19 protein-coding genes are annotated in these 16,771 nt (G+C 41.7%); 11 read left to right on the top strand and 8 right to left on the bottom strand.

The window, feature by feature from the left end:
- Positions 1 to 152: 152 nt before the first annotated feature.
- The 7 genes from E4N69_RS02685 to E4N69_RS02655 all read left to right on the top strand — a co-directional run bounded on the left by E4N69_RS02685 (position 153) and on the right by E4N69_RS02655 (position 4,806).
- A complete protein-coding gene (locus E4N69_RS02685; protein WP_253824404.1) occupies positions 153 to 515 on the top strand; it encodes a hypothetical protein in 363 nt (120 codons plus the stop codon).
- Positions 516 to 676: 161 nt separating this feature from the next.
- On the top strand, positions 677 to 949 hold the full coding sequence (locus E4N69_RS02680) for a type II toxin-antitoxin system Phd/YefM family antitoxin (protein WP_253684203.1): 273 nt from the start codon (positions 677 to 679) through the stop codon (positions 947 to 949).
- Entirely contained in the window at positions 937 to 1,260 is a 324-nt protein-coding gene (locus tag E4N69_RS02675) for a type II toxin-antitoxin system RelE family toxin (protein WP_253824403.1), read from the top strand. Before E4N69_RS02680 ends, E4N69_RS02675 begins: the two co-directional genes overlap by 13 nt.
- 245 nt (positions 1,261 to 1,505) lie before the next feature.
- Entirely contained in the window at positions 1,506 to 2,243 is a 738-nt protein-coding gene (locus tag E4N69_RS02670) for a hypothetical protein (RefSeq protein WP_253824402.1), read from the top strand.
- An 886-nt stretch (positions 2,244 to 3,129) separates the two neighbouring features.
- Positions 3,130 to 3,375 (top strand): type II toxin-antitoxin system prevent-host-death family antitoxin, encoded by a 246-nt coding sequence (locus E4N69_RS02665; protein WP_253824401.1) that lies wholly within the window; start codon positions 3,130 to 3,132, stop codon positions 3,373 to 3,375.
- Positions 3,375 to 3,695, top strand: a complete 321-nt coding sequence (locus E4N69_RS02660; RefSeq protein WP_253824400.1) for a type II toxin-antitoxin system RelE/ParE family toxin — start codon at positions 3,375 to 3,377, stop codon at positions 3,693 to 3,695. Before E4N69_RS02665 ends, E4N69_RS02660 begins: the two co-directional genes overlap by 1 nt.
- Before the next feature lie 100 nt (positions 3,696 to 3,795).
- The gene (locus tag E4N69_RS02655; protein ID WP_253824399.1) at positions 3,796 to 4,806 is read left to right on the top strand and encodes an SH3 domain-containing protein; all 1,011 of its coding nucleotides are present in this window, start codon (positions 3,796 to 3,798) and stop codon (positions 4,804 to 4,806) included.
- Between the two features lie 227 nt (positions 4,807 to 5,033).
- Here E4N69_RS02655 and E4N69_RS02650 read toward each other — a convergent pair whose 3' ends face one another.
- The gene (locus E4N69_RS02650; RefSeq protein ID WP_230977952.1) at positions 5,034 to 5,234 is read right to left on the bottom strand and encodes a winged helix-turn-helix transcriptional regulator; all 201 of its coding nucleotides are present in this window, start codon (positions 5,232 to 5,234) and stop codon (positions 5,034 to 5,036) included.
- A 26-nt stretch (positions 5,235 to 5,260) separates the two neighbouring features.
- On the opposite strand from E4N69_RS02650, the gene E4N69_RS02645 reads away from it, so the two are divergent.
- The 3 genes from E4N69_RS02645 (at position 5,261) to E4N69_RS02635 (ending at position 6,710) form a co-directional block, all read left to right on the top strand.
- Positions 5,261 to 5,464 (top strand): hypothetical protein, encoded by a 204-nt coding sequence (locus tag E4N69_RS02645; RefSeq protein ID WP_230977950.1) that lies wholly within the window; start codon positions 5,261 to 5,263, stop codon positions 5,462 to 5,464.
- A 309-nt stretch (positions 5,465 to 5,773) separates the two neighbouring features.
- Positions 5,774 to 6,088: a PadR family transcriptional regulator gene (locus E4N69_RS02640; protein WP_162662462.1), complete on the top strand. Its 315-nt coding sequence runs from the start codon at positions 5,774 to 5,776 to the stop codon at positions 6,086 to 6,088.
- A 1-nt stretch (position 6,089) separates the two neighbouring features.
- On the top strand, positions 6,090 to 6,710 hold the full coding sequence (locus E4N69_RS02635; RefSeq protein WP_253824398.1) for a DUF2812 domain-containing protein: 621 nt from the start codon (positions 6,090 to 6,092) through the stop codon (positions 6,708 to 6,710).
- 73 nt (positions 6,711 to 6,783) lie between these two features.
- Here the strand turns inward: E4N69_RS02635 and E4N69_RS02630 are convergent, their stop codons facing one another.
- From E4N69_RS02630 to E4N69_RS02620, 3 genes are all read right to left on the bottom strand, one after another.
- On the bottom strand, positions 6,784 to 7,572 hold the full coding sequence (locus E4N69_RS02630; RefSeq protein WP_253824397.1) for a DNA repair protein RecO: 789 nt from the start codon (positions 7,570 to 7,572) through the stop codon (positions 6,784 to 6,786).
- A 123-nt stretch (positions 7,573 to 7,695) separates the two neighbouring features.
- Complete coding sequence (asnS, locus tag E4N69_RS02625; RefSeq protein ID WP_253824396.1) at positions 7,696 to 9,117, bottom strand: asparagine--tRNA ligase; 1,422 nt, start codon at positions 9,115 to 9,117, stop codon at positions 7,696 to 7,698.
- Positions 9,118 to 9,132: 15 nt separating this feature from the next.
- Positions 9,133 to 9,663 (bottom strand): adenine phosphoribosyltransferase, encoded by a 531-nt coding sequence (locus E4N69_RS02620; protein ID WP_253715071.1) that lies wholly within the window; start codon positions 9,661 to 9,663, stop codon positions 9,133 to 9,135.
- Between the two features lie 166 nt (positions 9,664 to 9,829).
- Here E4N69_RS02620 and murD point away from each other — a divergent pair, with 166 nt between their 5' ends.
- Positions 9,830 to 11,281 carry a UDP-N-acetylmuramoyl-L-alanine--D-glutamate ligase gene (gene murD, locus E4N69_RS02615; protein ID WP_253824395.1) on the top strand — a complete coding sequence of 484 codons (1,452 nt, stop codon included), beginning with the start codon at positions 9,830 to 9,832 and terminating at the stop codon, positions 11,279 to 11,281.
- A 278-nt stretch (positions 11,282 to 11,559) separates the two neighbouring features.
- Here murD and E4N69_RS02610 read toward each other — a convergent pair whose 3' ends face one another.
- From E4N69_RS02610 to arcA, 4 genes are all read right to left on the bottom strand, one after another.
- Entirely contained in the window at positions 11,560 to 12,981 is a 1,422-nt protein-coding gene (locus E4N69_RS02610; protein WP_162662451.1) for a YfcC family protein, read from the bottom strand.
- Between the two features lie 179 nt (positions 12,982 to 13,160).
- Complete coding sequence (gene arcC / locus E4N69_RS02605; RefSeq protein WP_162662450.1) at positions 13,161 to 14,105, bottom strand: carbamate kinase; 945 nt, start codon at positions 14,103 to 14,105, stop codon at positions 13,161 to 13,163.
- Positions 14,106 to 14,124: 19 nt separating this feature from the next.
- Entirely contained in the window at positions 14,125 to 15,117 is a 993-nt protein-coding gene (gene argF / locus E4N69_RS02600) for an ornithine carbamoyltransferase (RefSeq protein ID WP_253715069.1), read from the bottom strand.
- A gap of 139 nt (positions 15,118 to 15,256) precedes the next feature.
- Complete coding sequence (arcA, locus tag E4N69_RS02595) at positions 15,257 to 16,483, bottom strand: arginine deiminase (RefSeq protein WP_253715068.1); 1,227 nt, start codon at positions 16,481 to 16,483, stop codon at positions 15,257 to 15,259.
- Positions 16,484 to 16,771: the final 288 nt, after the last annotated feature.

Raw genomic sequence — 16,771 nt, 5'->3', positions numbered from 1 at the left:
TTCAAAGCCGACAAACTGGTCGAGCCAGTTTGCGGTTTAAAACAATGTTAGGTTGACCTGCCTACGGCAGGCAGGTGCGGAACCAATCAAAAACATCCTTTCGGCCGAAAAAACACTTGCAATGAAAAAGACATTGCGAAAGGAAGGTCGAAATGAAACACAAGAGATTAGTTGCAATGACTGGTGCATTGGCTGTAATGATTAGTGCATTGTATTTAATGGTTAGCTGTACAAGTGTAAACCCTATTCGAGATCATGGTGTTTCTGTAAACTTAGCAGAAAATCAGTATGAGATATTAGGTAGGGTTGAGTATAGGGGAATAGCACATAATGTCTTAGGCTTGTTCTCTTGGGGCGGTGCTGCATATAGCAAATTATATGAAAAAGCAAAGGCTGAATTTGGCGCAGATGATGTTATTAACTTATCACTCGATTATGAACAAGCGAGCTATGGAATATTTTATAATGAACGGACATATATAATGTCAGGTTTAGCTGTAAAATATAAGAAATAGTATTTTATCAATAAAACAATAGGTATATTTTAGATGTTCCGGGTATAAGTATACCTATTGTAGTTTGTCTAAAAGTCTTCATGCTCTTGTCGTGCAAGTTTGCCATTTGCTCTTGTTATTTTGTACAAAATAATGTACATTATAAGTGATGGGAGAATTTTATGATTTCAACTATGACCATAACAGAAACAAGAAAGAAAATCACATCACTTGAGAATACAATGAATTATGATGATACAATCTCCATTACTAATCATGGAAAAGAAGTATTTGCTTTGATTCGTTGGGATACCTATGAATGTATTCAAGAAACTTTGGAAATACTTGCAGATGAACAATTGGCAAAAGACCTGTCTACTGGAATTAAGCAGATAAATGAAAACAATCTTGTAGATTTTGACACATTCAAGGCGGGTCTAATGTGTATACAATAAAATTAACCCAAATTGCCGCTGAATTTATTGCTAAACTAGACAATAAATCTCAACAGCAGGTACTGCAAAAGATCGAGGTATTAAAAGAGTATCCTCTAAAAGTGGGAAAGCCTTTAAAAGGTAATTTACAGGATTATCGTTCTATCCGTTCTGTTGGACAACGATATAGAATAATTTATCAAGTTAAAGAGAGTGAAGTTGCGGTTATTATTGTAGCTGTAGGAATAAGACGCGATGGCGACAAAAAAAATGATATTTACGAACTCATGAAAAAATATCTAAAAATTGGTTTATTACCACAGTCACAGTAAAGAAAATCTAACACCCGCTTCAACCTGCCATTGCCTTTACGGCAATGCAGGTTAAGCGTTAGTTGAACGGACGCTGCGCGCCCGTTCAACGGGGCGGCGGAACCTCCGCCTGTCGTCCGGCACTCAGCGCCGTCCAACACGCGGATTAAGCTGACGGCGAAGCTCAAAAGCCTTTCGACTTTCTCGCCCCTTGCAGCTTATCCGCCGCCCCGTTAGAAGGATGCCTACGGCACGGAGGAAATAAAATGAAAAGTAGAAATGAATTTGAAAAAGCTTTAGCTGAAGCCTTAAACTATATTTTGCTAAATCCTGTTTTATATTTCTCAGAATCAGATATTCATTCAATAGTTTACACAAAACTATCAAAAATATTGCCGGAATTAATTAGTCCTTTTGATACCAATTTGACAATTGGAGTTAATCAATATGATGAAGTATCTAAGAATAAATATAAGACATGTTGTATGCATCGCGAATATGGAATCAATGGAATAGATTATGCAAGAAGTGATCTTGTTATATTTAATGAAGATGATTTAAAAGAAATTAATGATCCGATTAACCTCAAAATAGGAAAAGGAAAAAATGCATATTTAACTCCTGATTTTATACTGGAATTTGGAACAGAAAAAAGTGCAGGAGGGGTTAATGATTTTGAAACGCATATTCTTGGAGATATAAACAAAGCTAAATGTTCAAAAAAATGTGGATATATAGTTCATATACAACGCGTTTATAACAAAGAAAATAATTTAGAAAAATATAATGATTACAAAAATATAATTAATAGTATTTTTAATTTTCAAAATAAGATAAAAATATTATTTTTTATTGTGTCAATTGGATCTGACGCAATAAAAATATTTGGACAAGGTAAAGTTAAAATGTATTCTTCTGAAAACAAACAAATTAAAGGTGTAAATAAAAACAATTATATTGATAGTATCGTACAGGAATTGGTTGCTCAGGAAAAATTCTTCTAACACCCGCTTCAACCTGGCATTGCCTTTGTCATGGAAATTGCTTATATCGCTGCGCCGCTAAAGCGGCTCCGCTTCTTTTATGCAATTTCCACGCCAAACCCTATACGGGTACGGCAATGCAGGTTAAGCGAATGTTATACGTACAGCCCTCTGTGCTGGAAACATGAGAAAAGGCATACGACTTTCCTCGCTTATTTAAATAAGAAAAATGAAAAAGAGATAAAGATATGATTTACACTTCTCTATATGGTATAGATGTTATTTTTAGAATTAATAAACTCTTTTTATTTCATACTACTGCCTATTTTTTAACATATGTTATTTCTATTGTTGGCTGGATTTTTTTAAGGAAAAATAAGTCTTTGTTAAAAAGTTGTTTAGGGTTTATCTTCTTACCGGTTTTTCCATTATTTAATACATTATATTCTTTTGGATCAGATATGAGTTATTTTCATATAGAAAATTTTTGCCTTTTTGGGAATGGCTGCAGCCAGTGTATAAAAAAGTTTTTAGCTGTTGATTAATCTTATTGCATTTGTTTTAAATAAAATAAAAATTAAATAGAAACAAATCTGTTTAATGAAACAAGTAATTAACTATAGTAAGATGAAACGTATAACAAAGGTTCGTAATTGAAAACGGGTCGAGCTCTCTGCGGTATAACCAGTTGTTAGATGGATACCTTACAGCACGATAAATTATAGATAAGTCCTTCGGACGGTCATGGAAATGTATTTATTCACCATTAGTAAAAAACAAGAGAGTCAGGGATTCTGCATTATAACTAACTAAATCATTGTGTGGTATGGATGTTTAATCCACTTGACAGTTTATAAATGTTTTAAGATAATTATTTCGTAAAATATTACGAATATTAGAGGTATGTATGATTACTATAAAACCTGTTTCAGATTTGCGTAATTATAATGAAGTTTTGCAGGATGTTGCTGATGAATCGCCGGTTTTTCTTACTAAAAATGGCAGGGGGTGTTATGCGGTAATTTCTATAAGAGATTACGAAAAATTGACGGCTACGAAAACTCTTTTTTCTGAATTGAAGAAAGGCGAAGAATCTGCTTTGCAAAATGGATGGCTGGACACAACTCAAGTCAGAAAAATGGCGGGACTTTGATGTTTGAGATAAAGATTGCTCCGCAAGCGGCAGCAGACTTACTTGAAATTAAAAATTATATAGAGAATGAACTTCAAAATCCCATAGCAGCACATAATACTATTTCAAAAATTATAGAAACTTATGAAAATTTGACGTTCTCTCCAAATGGAGGGATTTCTGTGGAAAAATATGTTTCATTCCCTACCAATTATAAGTTCGTGCTTACAAATAATTATTCAATATTTTATAGAATTGAAGACGAAGTTATAAGAATTATAAGGATTTTGTATTCAAGAAGAGATTTTGTTCGTGTTTTGTTTGGTGAGAAGAGCATATAGTGTCTAACACCTGCTTCAACCCAACATTTCCTCTGCGGCAAATACAGGTCAAGCGAATGTTATGTGTACAATCCACGGCGTAATTTTGGAGAAAAAAAATATGAAACAATTTTTTTCAACTTTATTAGTATCGATTTTAATAATTACATCGGTTTTTGCGGACAAAAATAATTTTTATGAAAATGGCAAAGTAATTGATACAATGTATGTTAATTCCAAAGAAGGATTAAAAGTGAGAGGCTATCCGTCTTTAAAATCAAATCGTCTTTGCGGATTACCGCACAGATTACCTGTAAAAATTATTGCTGTTGGGAAAGAAGAAACAATCGACGAAATTACAGCCCCATGGGTTGAAATTTTAATTCCGCCTTATGAATGGACAGATGATAAAGCTGAATACGGTTGGGTGTTCGGCGGTTACTTATCGCATTTTCAACCTGAATTTATTAAACCAAAAACGGCAAATCAATTAAAAGAATATTTAAAATGCGGAAACTGGTCTCTCCCGGATAAGAACACATATTCCGGTGAAGGTTATAGAGAAGATAATCACTTTAATTTTTATACAAAGTATACCTACACCTATTCAAGATCAAGAGATCCGGATTTAAAGGACAAAGAAGTTGTTGATTCCGATAAAGCTTGGTTTTTCCAAAACTATGACGATGACGACAACCAAAGTACATGGAAAGTGTTGAATAATCATCAGGTAGAAATTCATTGGTATATTCCGAAATCAATTGATGAAATAGAAATTTTGGAAATTGAGCCTATTGATGAGGCTCAATGTTATATTAACGGTAAACGATATTTAAACAAGCCGTTTGTACATAGACATCATTGGCATTATTCAGATGTAGTTAAAATGCCTTTAATATATAAAATCGCTTATTCGGATGATAATTTACCGCTAAACATAATTAAAGGAGTCAGCACATCTTTTTTTAGCTATTGGAAAGAAACACAAAGTCTTTTTGAATTAAGATATCGTCTAATTTCAAAACTGATTGTATATGGGATTTCTGCAAAAAACACACAATACGAACAGGAATATCGTGATTATTGGGATCCGATTATGGAAGAACATCAGAAAAAAGCTGATTCAATGTAATTGAAAAAACACATAACACAGTTTTCAAAACCGACAACAAGGGCAAATCGTATTGCAGTTTAAAATCATATCAGGTTAACAACCAACGCCATTTATGAACAATTGCCAAAAGACCTATCTACGGGAATTTGATATTTCAAACATTCTATAGATCGAAAATGATGCCATAAACAGGTTTCACTATAAAAAATAATGTATCGATAAGAATGCTACCTACTTTTTCCTTTTTACATTTTATTTAATTCGGCAATATAATTCAAACCAAAAATCTCAATCTCGTCTAATACTTTTTGAAACTGAGTTCCCAATTTACTCAAAGAGTATTCAACATGAGGGGGGACTTCGGCAAAGACTTTGCGGTCGATTAGTTTATCTTTTTCAAGCTGACGGAGTTGTCTTGTTAAAACAGTTCGAGTTGTTGTAGGCATTAATCTTTCGAGTTCATTAAACCTTTTTGTGCCCGTACTCAGATGATATTACCCATTGGGCTGCGAGCAACGAGTGTGTTGTTGCTGCAAGTGTTGTTTCCATAGCGGAGAAAGGTGCTGATAAGCTCAATGATCCGGGTATTGATCTATTCAAAATAGAAAATGGCAAGATACAAGAAGTATGGACTTTTGCCGAACAACAATCGGCAGAAGACACATTTTGGGGTTAAGTGTGTACGCTTTGATTCATATAGAATTTTTCTGTGTTATAGATCATTCATCATAGAAAAATAAATAAAAGACATCTAACACCCGCTTCAACCTGCCATTACCTTTGCGGCAATGCAGGTTAAGCGAACGTTAGGTTGATAATTTGTGCCACTTAGCGGTGATCCAGAAAATTCTTCTGTGATGTTATTGTCTCAATGTAAGATTTGTGACTTATCAACTAAAAGTTGAGTAAAATATTCATTATATTGACAAATACTACGGATAGTGATATATTACGCATAGTGATATAAAGAAAGGAAGCAATAAGTGTGAGAGATAATATATCTAGCGGGGCTTTAACTGAAACGACATTATTGGTTTTATTAGCCTTATATAAGGAACTGCATGGCTATGGAGTTAAATTATTTATTGAAGAAAAAACCGATGGAAGAGTTGTTTTGGGAATGGGGACTCTCTATGGAGCCATAAAGAATCTGGCAGACAAAGGATGGATTGTTGAATCTTCAAGAGTCGATGGAAAAGTCAATTATATTATAACCGAAGCAGGAAAAGAACAGGTTAAAAAAGAGGCGAATCGATTGCATGAACTTCAATTATTGATAAAAAATATACGAGGTAGATAATATGCAGAAAATTAAATTTTTTTTAGACCCGATAAGTGATTTGGAAACATGGCTAAATGAAACGGCTAAAAAAGGTTATCGATTAAAGGCGATCAATAATTTCGTATATAATTTTGAAAAAACCGATAAAAATTATTCTTATTCTACACAATTTATAGGCGCAAACTCATCAAGCGAAAATGATAGCTATATACAAATGCTAAAAGAGAATGAAACAAGGGTGTATAGAGCTCCATTAAACCAATGTAGCATAGTGTTTGGAAAAGTTAGATTTAGACCGTATGCACATGGTGATGGGAAAATAGCTAATTCTTTTCAAGGCTTTAATAAAGAAATACTCGTAGTAGAAAATAACGGAAAAGAACCGCAAAAATTGTTGACCGATAATTCCGATTTGGCAGAGCACTATAAAAATATCAAGAATGCTTATTTGCAAGGATTTATCATTGTTTTTGCATTGTTTGTATTTTCTGCGTATAAAGTATACAAAAGCAACTTTGAAGTCTCTAAAATTATTTTGAGTGGGATTATCGGGTTAGTTACATTGATAGTTGCAAGCATATTATACAAAGCACAAAAAAACTATAAAAAATATAAAAAGGAGTCTGAGTTAACAGATTGATATAAGGGCATCTTTCAAACACTCAAGGTATCGTCTGTAGAGATGCCCATTAACCCCTCTGCAACTTTAGAAATTACACATACCCCATCTGAAAGGTTTTGAGCGGTGCCCCTGCCATCTTTTCGGTTAAGAAGAAGAGGAACCGCTTAAGCTCCCCATAAGCGGCGGGGCTGAGCGGCAAGTGCCGTGAATAGCCGGGAGCTTTTTCCGTTACGGCATACAGATACCTAAAAGCCTCTGCAGAAAGCGGAAACGTATGGGCATCGAACCGGCGGCAGGAGCTGCAAAAGCACTCATCCTCTGCGGGGCTATACACGGCGCAGCACGTTTCCGTCGGGCAGGACGCGGCGTTTGTCGCAATTTCAGCGTCGACTGCAATCTCGAGGCCGCATGTGCCGCAGTGGAATATATCGGGGGCAACGCCTGCGGTCTGCAATAGCCGCCATAAAAAGCGCAGGAGCCCGCGCTCGCATCCTTCATCGTCGGAAACGCACAGCCCATCTAAAAAAGCGTTCACCAGCTGCCAGTTCACCGTGCCGCAGGTCTTTATCGTGATTTCGCTGCATACGGCAGCGCACCAGCTGCGGGCTAAACTTTCGCGCAACTCCATCCGATAGGCGCTCACTGAAAAATCGGTAATTTTATTTGAATTTTTTATCGGGTTTGAATAAAGCCAGACTTGCCCGCTTTGATAGGTAGAAACCATCCCCCGCAGTTTACTCCGCGCGCCGCCAAACAGGGTTGCCGGTACAATGGTACACCCGTGCTCCTGCGGCACAAGAAGCGACACGTTCCGATGGTCACTGCTAAAAGAAGAAACCGACAGCACAAGCGCCTCGGTATTCCAAGAACGGTTACTCATACTGCCGGTTTTATGGTCGGAGCGTGTAAGTACGGTACATACAAACGCATCATATACCGGTACGCTGCATACCGGTACATCCCGTATAAGTGCGCAGCGTTGCGGTACACCACGCTGCCGGGGTTAAAATTCCGCAGATTTCGGTGTCCGCGGATACGGAATAACATCGCGGATATTCGCCATACCGGTAACATAGAGGAGCAGCCGGTCAAATCCGAGCCCGAATCCCGAATGCGGTACGGTTCCGTAACGGCGCAAATCCAAATACCACCAGTAGTTTTTGACATCAAGCCCGAGATCGGTCATACGGGTTTCCAGCGCGGCAAGGTTGTCTTCCCGTTCGGAACCGCCGATAATCTCGCCGAGCCCCGGCACCAGCACATCCATCGCCCGTACCGTTTTACCGTCATCATTTTGCTTCATATAGAAGGCTTTTATTTCCTTGGGATAATCCGTTACGATAACGGGGCCTTTAAAAACCTGCTCGGTCAAATATTTTTCATGCTCGCTTTGAAGATCGCAACCCCAGAACGGTTTAAACTCAAACTCGGAAGCGTGCTTTTCAAGTTCTTTCACCGCATCGGTGTAAGTGATGCGGGTAAACTTGGACTCCACCACGTGTTCCAGCGTTTCGATAAGACCCGGTTTAATCTGTGCATTAAAGAATTCAAGGTCGGCTCTGCAATGAGTTAACGCCCATTTAAGGAGGTAGACAACAAATTTCTCCGCTAAATCCATGTTGTCCTCAAGCCGGAAAAACGACATCTCCGGTTCTATCATCCAAAATTCGGAGAGGTGCCGCGTCGTGTTCGAGTTTTCCGCACGGAAGGTCGGCCCGAAAGTATAAACCCGTGAAAGCGCCGTTGCATACGTTTCTATCTCAAGCTGACCGGAAACCGTCAGATAGGCTTCCCGTTCAAAGAAGTCTTGTTTGTAATCGACTGCGAAGGTGGCAGGATCAACTTTATCTTTTAAAGCCTTGCGGACAATCTCCTGCATATTGAGCGTGGTTACCTGAAACATTTCGCCGGCGCCTTCGCAATCCGAAGCGGTAATCAGCGGCGTATGCACGTACTGGAACCCATGTTCTTGAAAGAAGTTATGTACAGCAAAAGCCATTTGGTTCCGCACACGGGCAACCGCTCCGAACGTATTGGTACGGGCACGTAAGTGAGCTATGTCGCGTAAAAACTCAAACGTATGCCGTTTTTTTTGCAACGGATAGGTTTCGCCGGAAGCCTCGCCGTACACAAAAATCGTTTTTGCGGCAACCTCTACTGCCTGTCCCGATGCGGGAGATTCGATCAATGCTCCGACCGCTTTAATTGAGGCACCGGTCGTAATCCTGCTTAATTCTTTTTCGGTTTGCGCATCGATCCCCTTATCGCGGTCAAAGGTGAGCTGAATCGAGGCAAAGCATGAACCGTCGTTTACCTGAATAAAAATGAGGTTTTTTGTTTCACGTTTGGTACGCACCCATCCGTAGACGGCGACCTCCTGCCCGTCCGGTTTTTGTGTCAGTATATCTTTAATTAATGTAATCATTTTAAAAATTCATCCCTATTCGCTGTCGTATTCGATCAGTGTTTTAATCGGCAAATCGCCGAGAAGTTTGTCATAGTGCAAAAACGGCAATCCGATAACGCCGCAAAAGCCAACCACCTCGGCACCGCCCTGATTCAGCATTTTCCGCGCAGCGTTCAGCGTGCCGCCGGTTGCAATCAAGTCGTCGAGCAGCAATATCCGCTGGCCTTTTTGTATATCGGAGGTGTGAACTTCGATCGTTGCCTGCCCGTATTCGAGGTCATAAGAACAGGAATAGGTTTCACCCGGCAGCTTTCCTTTTTTTCTAATGAGAATCAGCGGAATACCGAGCCTATCGGCAAAGGGAGCCGCAAAAATAAAACCGCGCGATTCGATCGCTGCAACCGCATCGATTTTTTCATCCTTATAAAAGCCCGTAAGCTTATCCAAGCAATAGTGAAACGCTTCAGGATTTATCAGAAGCCCCGTAATATCATAAAACAAAATTCCCTTCTTAGGAAAATCAGGAATCTTACGGACGGCACCATCTATCAATGTATCTTTCATATTAACATTTTAACTTTACGGGGTATAATAGTCAAGGTAATACAAAAACGGACATTCCGGCGTATTAATGCGGGATTTAATGCTTTGGGACATCTCTAAAAAACCAACCGAGTTTTTAAAGATCTCCATTCTTTCCTAAAGGCTTTTTTTTTGATACTATCGTTGAATGATGATACGGAATTTAAACGATATTGCAGGGCTTTCGGTAACGATTATGGGACTGGGTTTAAACGGCGGAGGGCTTGCGTCCGCGCGTTTTTTTGCGGAACACGGTGCAAAAGAGGTTATCGTAACCGATATGAAAACCGAGGAGGAGCTTGCACCCTCCGTCGCAGAGCTGCGACACTATCCTAATGTACGCTTTGCGCTCGGCGGTCATAATATCGAAGATTTCCGTACGGCGGATATGGTGATTAAAAACCCCGGCGTAAAATCCGAGGGGAACCAGTATCTTGCCGCAGCGCACTGCATCGAAACGGATATCTCGATTTTTTTGCAGCTGAGTTCTGCGCCGGTGCTTGCCGTAACCGGTAGCAAGGGCAAATCGTCAACCGTCAGCGCGCTATACTACGGACTGCAGCAATGCGGCATACCGGCATTTCTCGGCGGCAACATCACGGTAAGTCCGCTCACCTTCTTAACCGAAACAAATTCTGACACACCGGTTGTGTTGGAGCTTTCCAGTTGGCAGCTTGGCGACCTCGCACACTGCCCTCAGCTGAAACCGAAAATAGCGATTATCACTCACATTATGCCCGATCATCAAAACTGGTACGGTTCGATGGAACGCTATGTCGCCGACAAAAAAATTATCTACCGCAATCAGGATAAGACCGATTACACCGTATGCAATTACGACGACGGATGGGGAAAGACCTTTGCACAGGAAACTGTCGGACAGGTCTTTTGGTACAGCGCACACCCGCTGCCGACGCATCTTGTCGGCGCATGGATAGCTCCCGACGGCTCCGCATGGATGCGGTTGACACCGGGCGATGATCGGTTATTACTGCCGCCCCGAATTGCGGTGCCCGGCGCAGCGCTCAAGCAAAACGTTATGGCAGCCTCGCTCGCTCTTGCTTTATACGGCGTAAATCCGGAAAAAATTCCAGCCGTTATGCAAAACTACGGCGGTATCCCTCACCGGCTCGAATTTTTTTACGAAACAGACCAATTCAAATTCTATAATGATTCCGCAGCGACAATTCCCGAAGCGGCGGCAGCAGCGGTCAATGCCTTTGAAAAACCGATTATCCTCATCACCGGTGGTACCGACAAAAAACTCGATTTTACCGCGCTTGCACCGGAGCTTAAAAAAGCAAAAGCCTTGTTTTTACTCGCCGGTACGGGCACCGATAAATTAATCCCGCTGCTGCAAGCACAACACACTCCGTACTTCGGTCCCTTTCAAGACCTATCGACACTACTTGAGGCCGTCCACCGAGAATGCGAACATACGCCGCAAAGCAACAATACGGTGCCGCAAAACAGCCATACTACAACACAAGAGATCGTCGTGTTTTCCCCCGGCGCTACGAGTTTCGGCATGTTTAAAAATGAGTTTGACCGCGGACTCCGCTTTAAGGAAGCCGTACGACAATATTGGTCAAACATCTGATGCGTTTTCCTCTAAAAGTAAAAAAACAGCCTATTAACCCGTTTGAGTTAATAGGCTGTTTTCATTTATTCGTGCGGAGGGTTTAATACCCCGACGCTTGCGTCGTAACAAAGGGTATTAAAGCCGACTGCAACCACCTTATAGAACATACAATGCGAAACGTTGAGCATTGTACCCCGACGCTTGCGTCGGGGGTATGTTGATTAAATATGTAGCACGTAAAAACCGAAATTTTTAGGTGCCAACGGCCTCAAGGCTTTTATGCCCGGAGATTATCTTTACAGAATCATCATTCCTACAGTCAGAACAACGAGGTTAACGATAAACAGCATAGCAAGTAGTTTTCCGACAAATTTGAGCCATGTGCTGTATTCGATACGTGCGCTCGCAAGACCGCCCATAACGACACCGCTCGTGGGGGTAAACAGGTTCAGGATACCGGATGCTGCGGAGAAAATCATAACCATAACAGCGGGGTTATAGCCTAAGTTCTGAGCAAGCGGCCCCATAATCGGCATTGATACGGTTGCCAAACCTGAGGTCGACGGGATAACAAAGGACAACAGTGCATACAAGATGTATGAAAGCGGTGCAAATGCAAATGCAGGCAAGCCTTCCAACGCTTTGGAAGCATGTTCGAGAACGTATTTATCCAAACCGGTTTCGCCCATCAGTACGGAAGCACCACGAGCAACAGCGATAACGAGAACAACACCCATGATATCCTTGGCACCTTCCATGAATGCGGAAACAATTTCGTTTTCGGTGAATCTGTTGATAAACGCGATAATCAAACCGATGATAAAGAACCACATACCGAGTTCGCCGAACCACCATTCACCGATTGCAGCACCTGTTAAGAATGAAGACCAGCCCTGGAATATGGTAACATTGAATTTATCCCACGGAATAACGGAAATAATCATTACGAAGAAACCGAATGCGAAGACACCCATCGTAAACTTCATTTTTCCGGTATAGGCAACTTCAACGTCCGTATCTTTCTTGGAGAATTCCGTATTCATGATTTCTTGTTCCTGCAAGGAAAGAATGGTAGAACCTTTATCTCGCTTTACTTTCTTTGCATAAGACATTACAAACGCACATGCTATAATGAGAGAAGAAAGCCAAAGAACAATACCCAACGCGATAACTACACCGTTGTTTACACTACTCTGAATGCCGAGTTCTTCAAAGCTCTTGTTAACGCTGTCGATAGCGATACCGGTTGCAAAGGGGTTTACCGTTGAACCGAGAACACCTACACCGGCGCCGAGCAATACGGTTGCAGCACCTACCATCGAGTCAAAACCGGCAGCGACCATCGTTGCCGCCAACAGTCCATAGAAAGCAACGGTCTCTTCGGACATACCGTAAGTCGTTCCACCGATTGAGAACAGTGTCATCAGGATCGGAATAAGAATAAGCTCATTACCCTTTAACTTCTTGACAAGATGAGTAATACCTGCGTTAAGAGCGCCGGTTTTTGTTACAATGCCCAAGAAGCCGCCGAGTACCAATACGAAGAAACAGACGTCAAGCGCATTGGAAAATCCATTGTAGGACGCCATAACGATTGTTCCGAGCGTTGCGTTTTGTACATCGGGAATAATCCAAGTGATTACAGCCAGTACAAGTAAAATAATGTACAGGATCGAGAATGCCGAGAGGGACGCCCTCTTTTTTTTATCTTTTCCCATTTTTTTTCCTCCAATTTATTTAAAAACCGGTTTGCCTTCATCATCTATACGATATATATATGATGCAAGCTCCGGTTAAAAGACAACGTCTTTCTAACCGGAGTACCGGCAATAGGCCGACACGCCGCAGCAAACAGCAATGTACTTATTTGTGCGGCGTCGACTGTCAGCGCGATAGATTAGTTTGCAGTAATAACCGTGCTGTTTCCACCTTTCAGCGCATTGCCTGCATTTGCCAGCGAGGTAATAACCGCTTGTCCTTCTTTGTGATTGCGGACAAACTGTAAGCATGCTTCCACCTTGGGAAGCATACTGCCCTTCGCAAAATGCCCTTCAGCAATATATTTTTCCGCTTCGGCAATGTTCAGTTTGCTTAAAGCCTGCTGATTGGGTTTATTGAAATTAATACAAACCTGCTCAACTGCCGTTAAGATGACAAGCTTATCGGCTTTAACATCTGCTGCGAGTTTTGCGCAGGACTTATCCTTGTCGATAACCGCATCGACGCCGTGCAAACCGTCCGCCTTTTGCAGAACCGGAATACCGCCGCCTCCGACGGTGATAACGATGTGCCCTTTAGCAACCAATTCCTCGATAACGGGGCGTTCGATAATTGCGACCGGCTGCGGTGACGGAACAACGCGGCGGTAGCCTCTACCGGCATCCTCAACAAAGGTCTGGTCAGGTTTTTCAGCCTTAATTTTATCAGCTTGTTCTTTTGTATAGAACATACCGATAGGCTTGCTCGGGTTTGTGAACGCAGGATCATTTTCGGACACCAAAACCTGTGTGATAAGGCATACGACTTCACGCTTAACATTTCGTCGTTTCAGCTCATCGCCGATCGCCTGCTGCAGATGATAGCCGATGTATCCTTGGCTCATAGCACCGCATTCGGCAAACGGCATTGCAGGAGTCCCTGCGCCCCCGTTCGCTGCATAATCCATTGCCAAATTAATCATACCGACCTGAGGCCCGTTACCATGTCCGATAACGATTTCATAGCCGTTTTCTGCCAATGCGACAATCGATTTTGCCGTTTCTTTTACTAACGCAAGCTGCTCCTGCGGATTGTTTCCAAGCGCATTTCCGCCGAGCGCTACGACAATTCTTTCTTTTTTCATATTCGTATTGCCGCTCGCTTTACTTTAAGGTCGCATACATAACCGCTTTAATAGTATGCATACGGTTTTCAGCCTGATCGAATACCTTTGACTGTACCGATTCAAAGACTTCGTTGGTTACTTCCATTTCGGGAATACCGAATTTCTCGTTTACTTCGCGTCCGACTTTCGTATTCAGATCGTGGAACGAAGGCAAGCAGTGCAGGAAGATAGCGTTGTGGTTGGCAAGAGCCATCATCTTCTTGTTCACCTGATATTTGCTCAACAGCTTAATGCGGGATTCCCATACGCTGTCGGGTTCGCCCATCGATACCCAAATGTCGGTGTACAATACGTCTGCGTTTTTGCAGCCTTTTTCTACATCATCGGTAAGCGTGATGGTTGCGCCGGTTTCTTTTGCAATCGCTTCGGCGGTCTTGACCAAATCGGCGGAGGGGAACAAGTCCTTGGGGCCGCATGCGGTAAAGTGCATACCCATCTTTGCACATACGACCATCAATGAATTAGCCACATTGTTGCGTGCATCGCCGACAAAGGTCAGCTTGATGCCTTTTAAATGACCGAAATGCTCTTCAACGGTTAGTACGTCTGCAAGCATCTGCGTAGGATGGAATTCATTGGTTAAGCCGTTCCAAACCGGTACACCGGCATATTTTGCCAGTTTTTCAACGATTTCTTGGCTGAAACCGCGGTATTCGATACCGTCGTACATACGACCTAAAACCCGTGCGGTATCTTCGATGCTTTCTTTATGCCCCATTTGAGAGCTTGCAGGATCAAGGAAGGTTGAACCCATACCTAAATCCATTGCGGCAACTTCAAAAGAACAGCGTGTGCGTGTTGAGGTTTTTTCAAACAGTAATACGATGTTTTTTCCTTTTAAGTGATCGTGCGGGGTATGTGTCATCTTCAATTTTTTTAATTCTTTTGAAAGATCCAACAAATACCTGATTTCTGCTGAGCTGAAATCCAACAACTTTAAAAAGCTGCGTCCTAAAAGATTCACACCCATAAAAACTCCTTGCTATTGTTATAGCGCTTAAAATTCATACCCGCTTATATGCGGGCAATAATAAAATTTGCCGATGCCGCTTTCTTTATTATTCAACTTAATACAAAAACAGCATCGGCAGTATAAAGCAATGTACGATTTAGTTATCGCGTACGAGCGGCATACTCATACAGCGGGGACCGCCGCGTCCACGTGAAAGTTCCGCGCTCGGCATTGTCAGAACCTTTAGTCCGTGCTTCGCGAGGATTTCGTTGGTAACATCGTTTCTTTCGTAGACAACGATTGTTCCGGGGCTGATACACAGCGTGTTCGAACCGTCGTTCCACTGCTCGCGTGCTGCAGCAATCCTGTCGCCGCCTGCACACTGAATAAGCTCTGCATGGCCGGTACCGGTGTACTGAGCGAGCGTTTTTTCGAGTGTCGTATCATTTTCAACAATCTTCAACTCGCCTTTTGCAGCGCCTTTGGTGATAGTGAATACGCGGAGCGGGCCGAGAATACCGGGATGGATGGTAAATTTGTCGTGATCGATCTGCGTAAATACCGTATCCAAGTGCATGAATGCGCGACTTACGGGAATGTCAAACGCGAGGATCGTTTCGATCTTCAAATCGCTGTTAAAGAAAATCTTTTTTGCGATAAGGTCGATCGCGTTTGCTGTGGTGCGCTGCGAAATACCGATGGCTAAAACTTTTTCGTTTATATTGAGGATATCACCGCCTTCGATGTGGGGCGGATCATAGCGATCATAGAACTTGGGAACCTTTCCTGCATAATCGGGATGATGATCGAAAATATATTCGGCATAAATTGTTTCGCGGTTACGAGTAACGGAGAACATCCTATTCAAGCTTACGCCGTTTCCGATCGTAGCAAAAGGATCGCGGGTAAAATACAGGTTAGGCATAGGGTTGACAATCATTGACGAATCGGAATCGCCGACAAAGTCAACTAATGAGGCATTACCTTTGATATTAAGCTCCTTAATATCGATGCCTTCCATCGTTTTTAAAATCAGCTGTTTATTATCTTTGATGTTATTCAGCAGTTCGCGAAGACTTTCCTTGTACTTTTCGGAATAAACATCGCTTTCGTTGATAAACTGGTCAATAAACTTTGTTCTAATTTCGGGTTTTTTAATTGCTTCTGCGGCAAGGTCTTCGAGGTACAGAACTTCGGCTCCGTTATCTCTCAAAATCTTGGCAAAGGCGTCGTGTTCTGCCTGAGCGACTTTAAGGAACGGAATGTCGTCAAACAGCAGTTCGCCTAAGGTGTCGGGAGTTAAATGAAGTAGTTCGGCACCAGGCCTATGAAGCAATACTTTACGCAGTTTTTTAATTTCACTGGTAACACTCAATACGGACATATAAGCCTCCTATAACTTATAGTGCGGGATGCGGCAACTGCACCGCTTGAAGGCTGTTTTGCGCAAAAAACGCTGCCAGCCTCCTTATCCCTGTAAGATAAGGACAATTATAACACAGTTTTTTTAAAATGCAAGCAAAATAATTCATAATTTTTTTCGACAAGATGGCCTGATGCGTTTACCCTGATCGACCTCTTGCACTAAGGTACGGAATTTCCTATACTGGTAAGACCTCTTAAAATCAATAGTTCCGGAGGTTTTTCCTAAATCAGAAACACAAAGGAATCA

Origin of the sequence: Treponema sp. OMZ 906 (genome assembly GCF_024181185.1) — a bacterium.
Taxonomy (GTDB): domain Bacteria; phylum Spirochaetota; class Spirochaetia; order Treponematales; family Treponemataceae; genus Treponema.
The sequence above is the reverse complement of the archived record's forward strand: the minus strand, read 5'-3'. Positions and strand labels throughout refer to the sequence as shown.

Bases quoted from the DNA above. Each gene is read 5' to 3' on its own strand.
- E4N69_RS02685 (WP_253824404.1), top strand. From the start codon at position 153: ATGAAACACAAGAGATTAGTTGCAATGACTGGTGCATTGGCTGTAATG.
- E4N69_RS02680 (WP_253684203.1), top strand. From the start codon at position 677: ATGATTTCAACTATGACCATAACAGAAACAAGAAAGAAAATCACATCA.
- E4N69_RS02670 (WP_253824402.1), top strand. From the start codon at position 1,506: ATGAAAAGTAGAAATGAATTTGAAAAAGCTTTAGCTGAAGCCTTAAAC.
- E4N69_RS02665 (WP_253824401.1), top strand. From the start codon at position 3,130: ATGATTACTATAAAACCTGTTTCAGATTTGCGTAATTATAATGAAGTT.
- E4N69_RS02660 (WP_253824400.1), top strand. From the start codon at position 3,375: ATGTTTGAGATAAAGATTGCTCCGCAAGCGGCAGCAGACTTACTTGAA.
- E4N69_RS02655 (WP_253824399.1), top strand. From the start codon at position 3,796: ATGAAACAATTTTTTTCAACTTTATTAGTATCGATTTTAATAATTACA.
- E4N69_RS02650 (WP_230977952.1), bottom strand. From the start codon at position 5,234: ATGCCTACAACAACTCGAACTGTTTTAACAAGACAACTCCGTCAGCTT.
- E4N69_RS02635 (WP_253824398.1), top strand. From the start codon at position 6,090: ATGCAGAAAATTAAATTTTTTTTAGACCCGATAAGTGATTTGGAAACA.
- E4N69_RS02630 (WP_253824397.1), bottom strand. From the start codon at position 7,572: ATGAGTAACCGTTCTTGGAATACCGAGGCGCTTGTGCTGTCGGTTTCT.
- asnS (WP_253824396.1), bottom strand. From the start codon at position 9,117: ATGATTACATTAATTAAAGATATACTGACACAAAAACCGGACGGGCAG.
- E4N69_RS02620 (WP_253715071.1), bottom strand. From the start codon at position 9,663: ATGAAAGATACATTGATAGATGGTGCCGTCCGTAAGATTCCTGATTTT.
- murD (WP_253824395.1), top strand. From the start codon at position 9,830: ATGATGATACGGAATTTAAACGATATTGCAGGGCTTTCGGTAACGATT.
- E4N69_RS02610 (WP_162662451.1), bottom strand. From the start codon at position 12,981: ATGGGAAAAGATAAAAAAAAGAGGGCGTCCCTCTCGGCATTCTCGATC.
- arcC (WP_162662450.1), bottom strand. From the start codon at position 14,105: ATGAAAAAAGAAAGAATTGTCGTAGCGCTCGGCGGAAATGCGCTTGGA.
- argF (WP_253715069.1), bottom strand. From the start codon at position 15,117: ATGGGTGTGAATCTTTTAGGACGCAGCTTTTTAAAGTTGTTGGATTTC.
- arcA (WP_253715068.1), bottom strand. From the start codon at position 16,483: ATGTCCGTATTGAGTGTTACCAGTGAAATTAAAAAACTGCGTAAAGTA.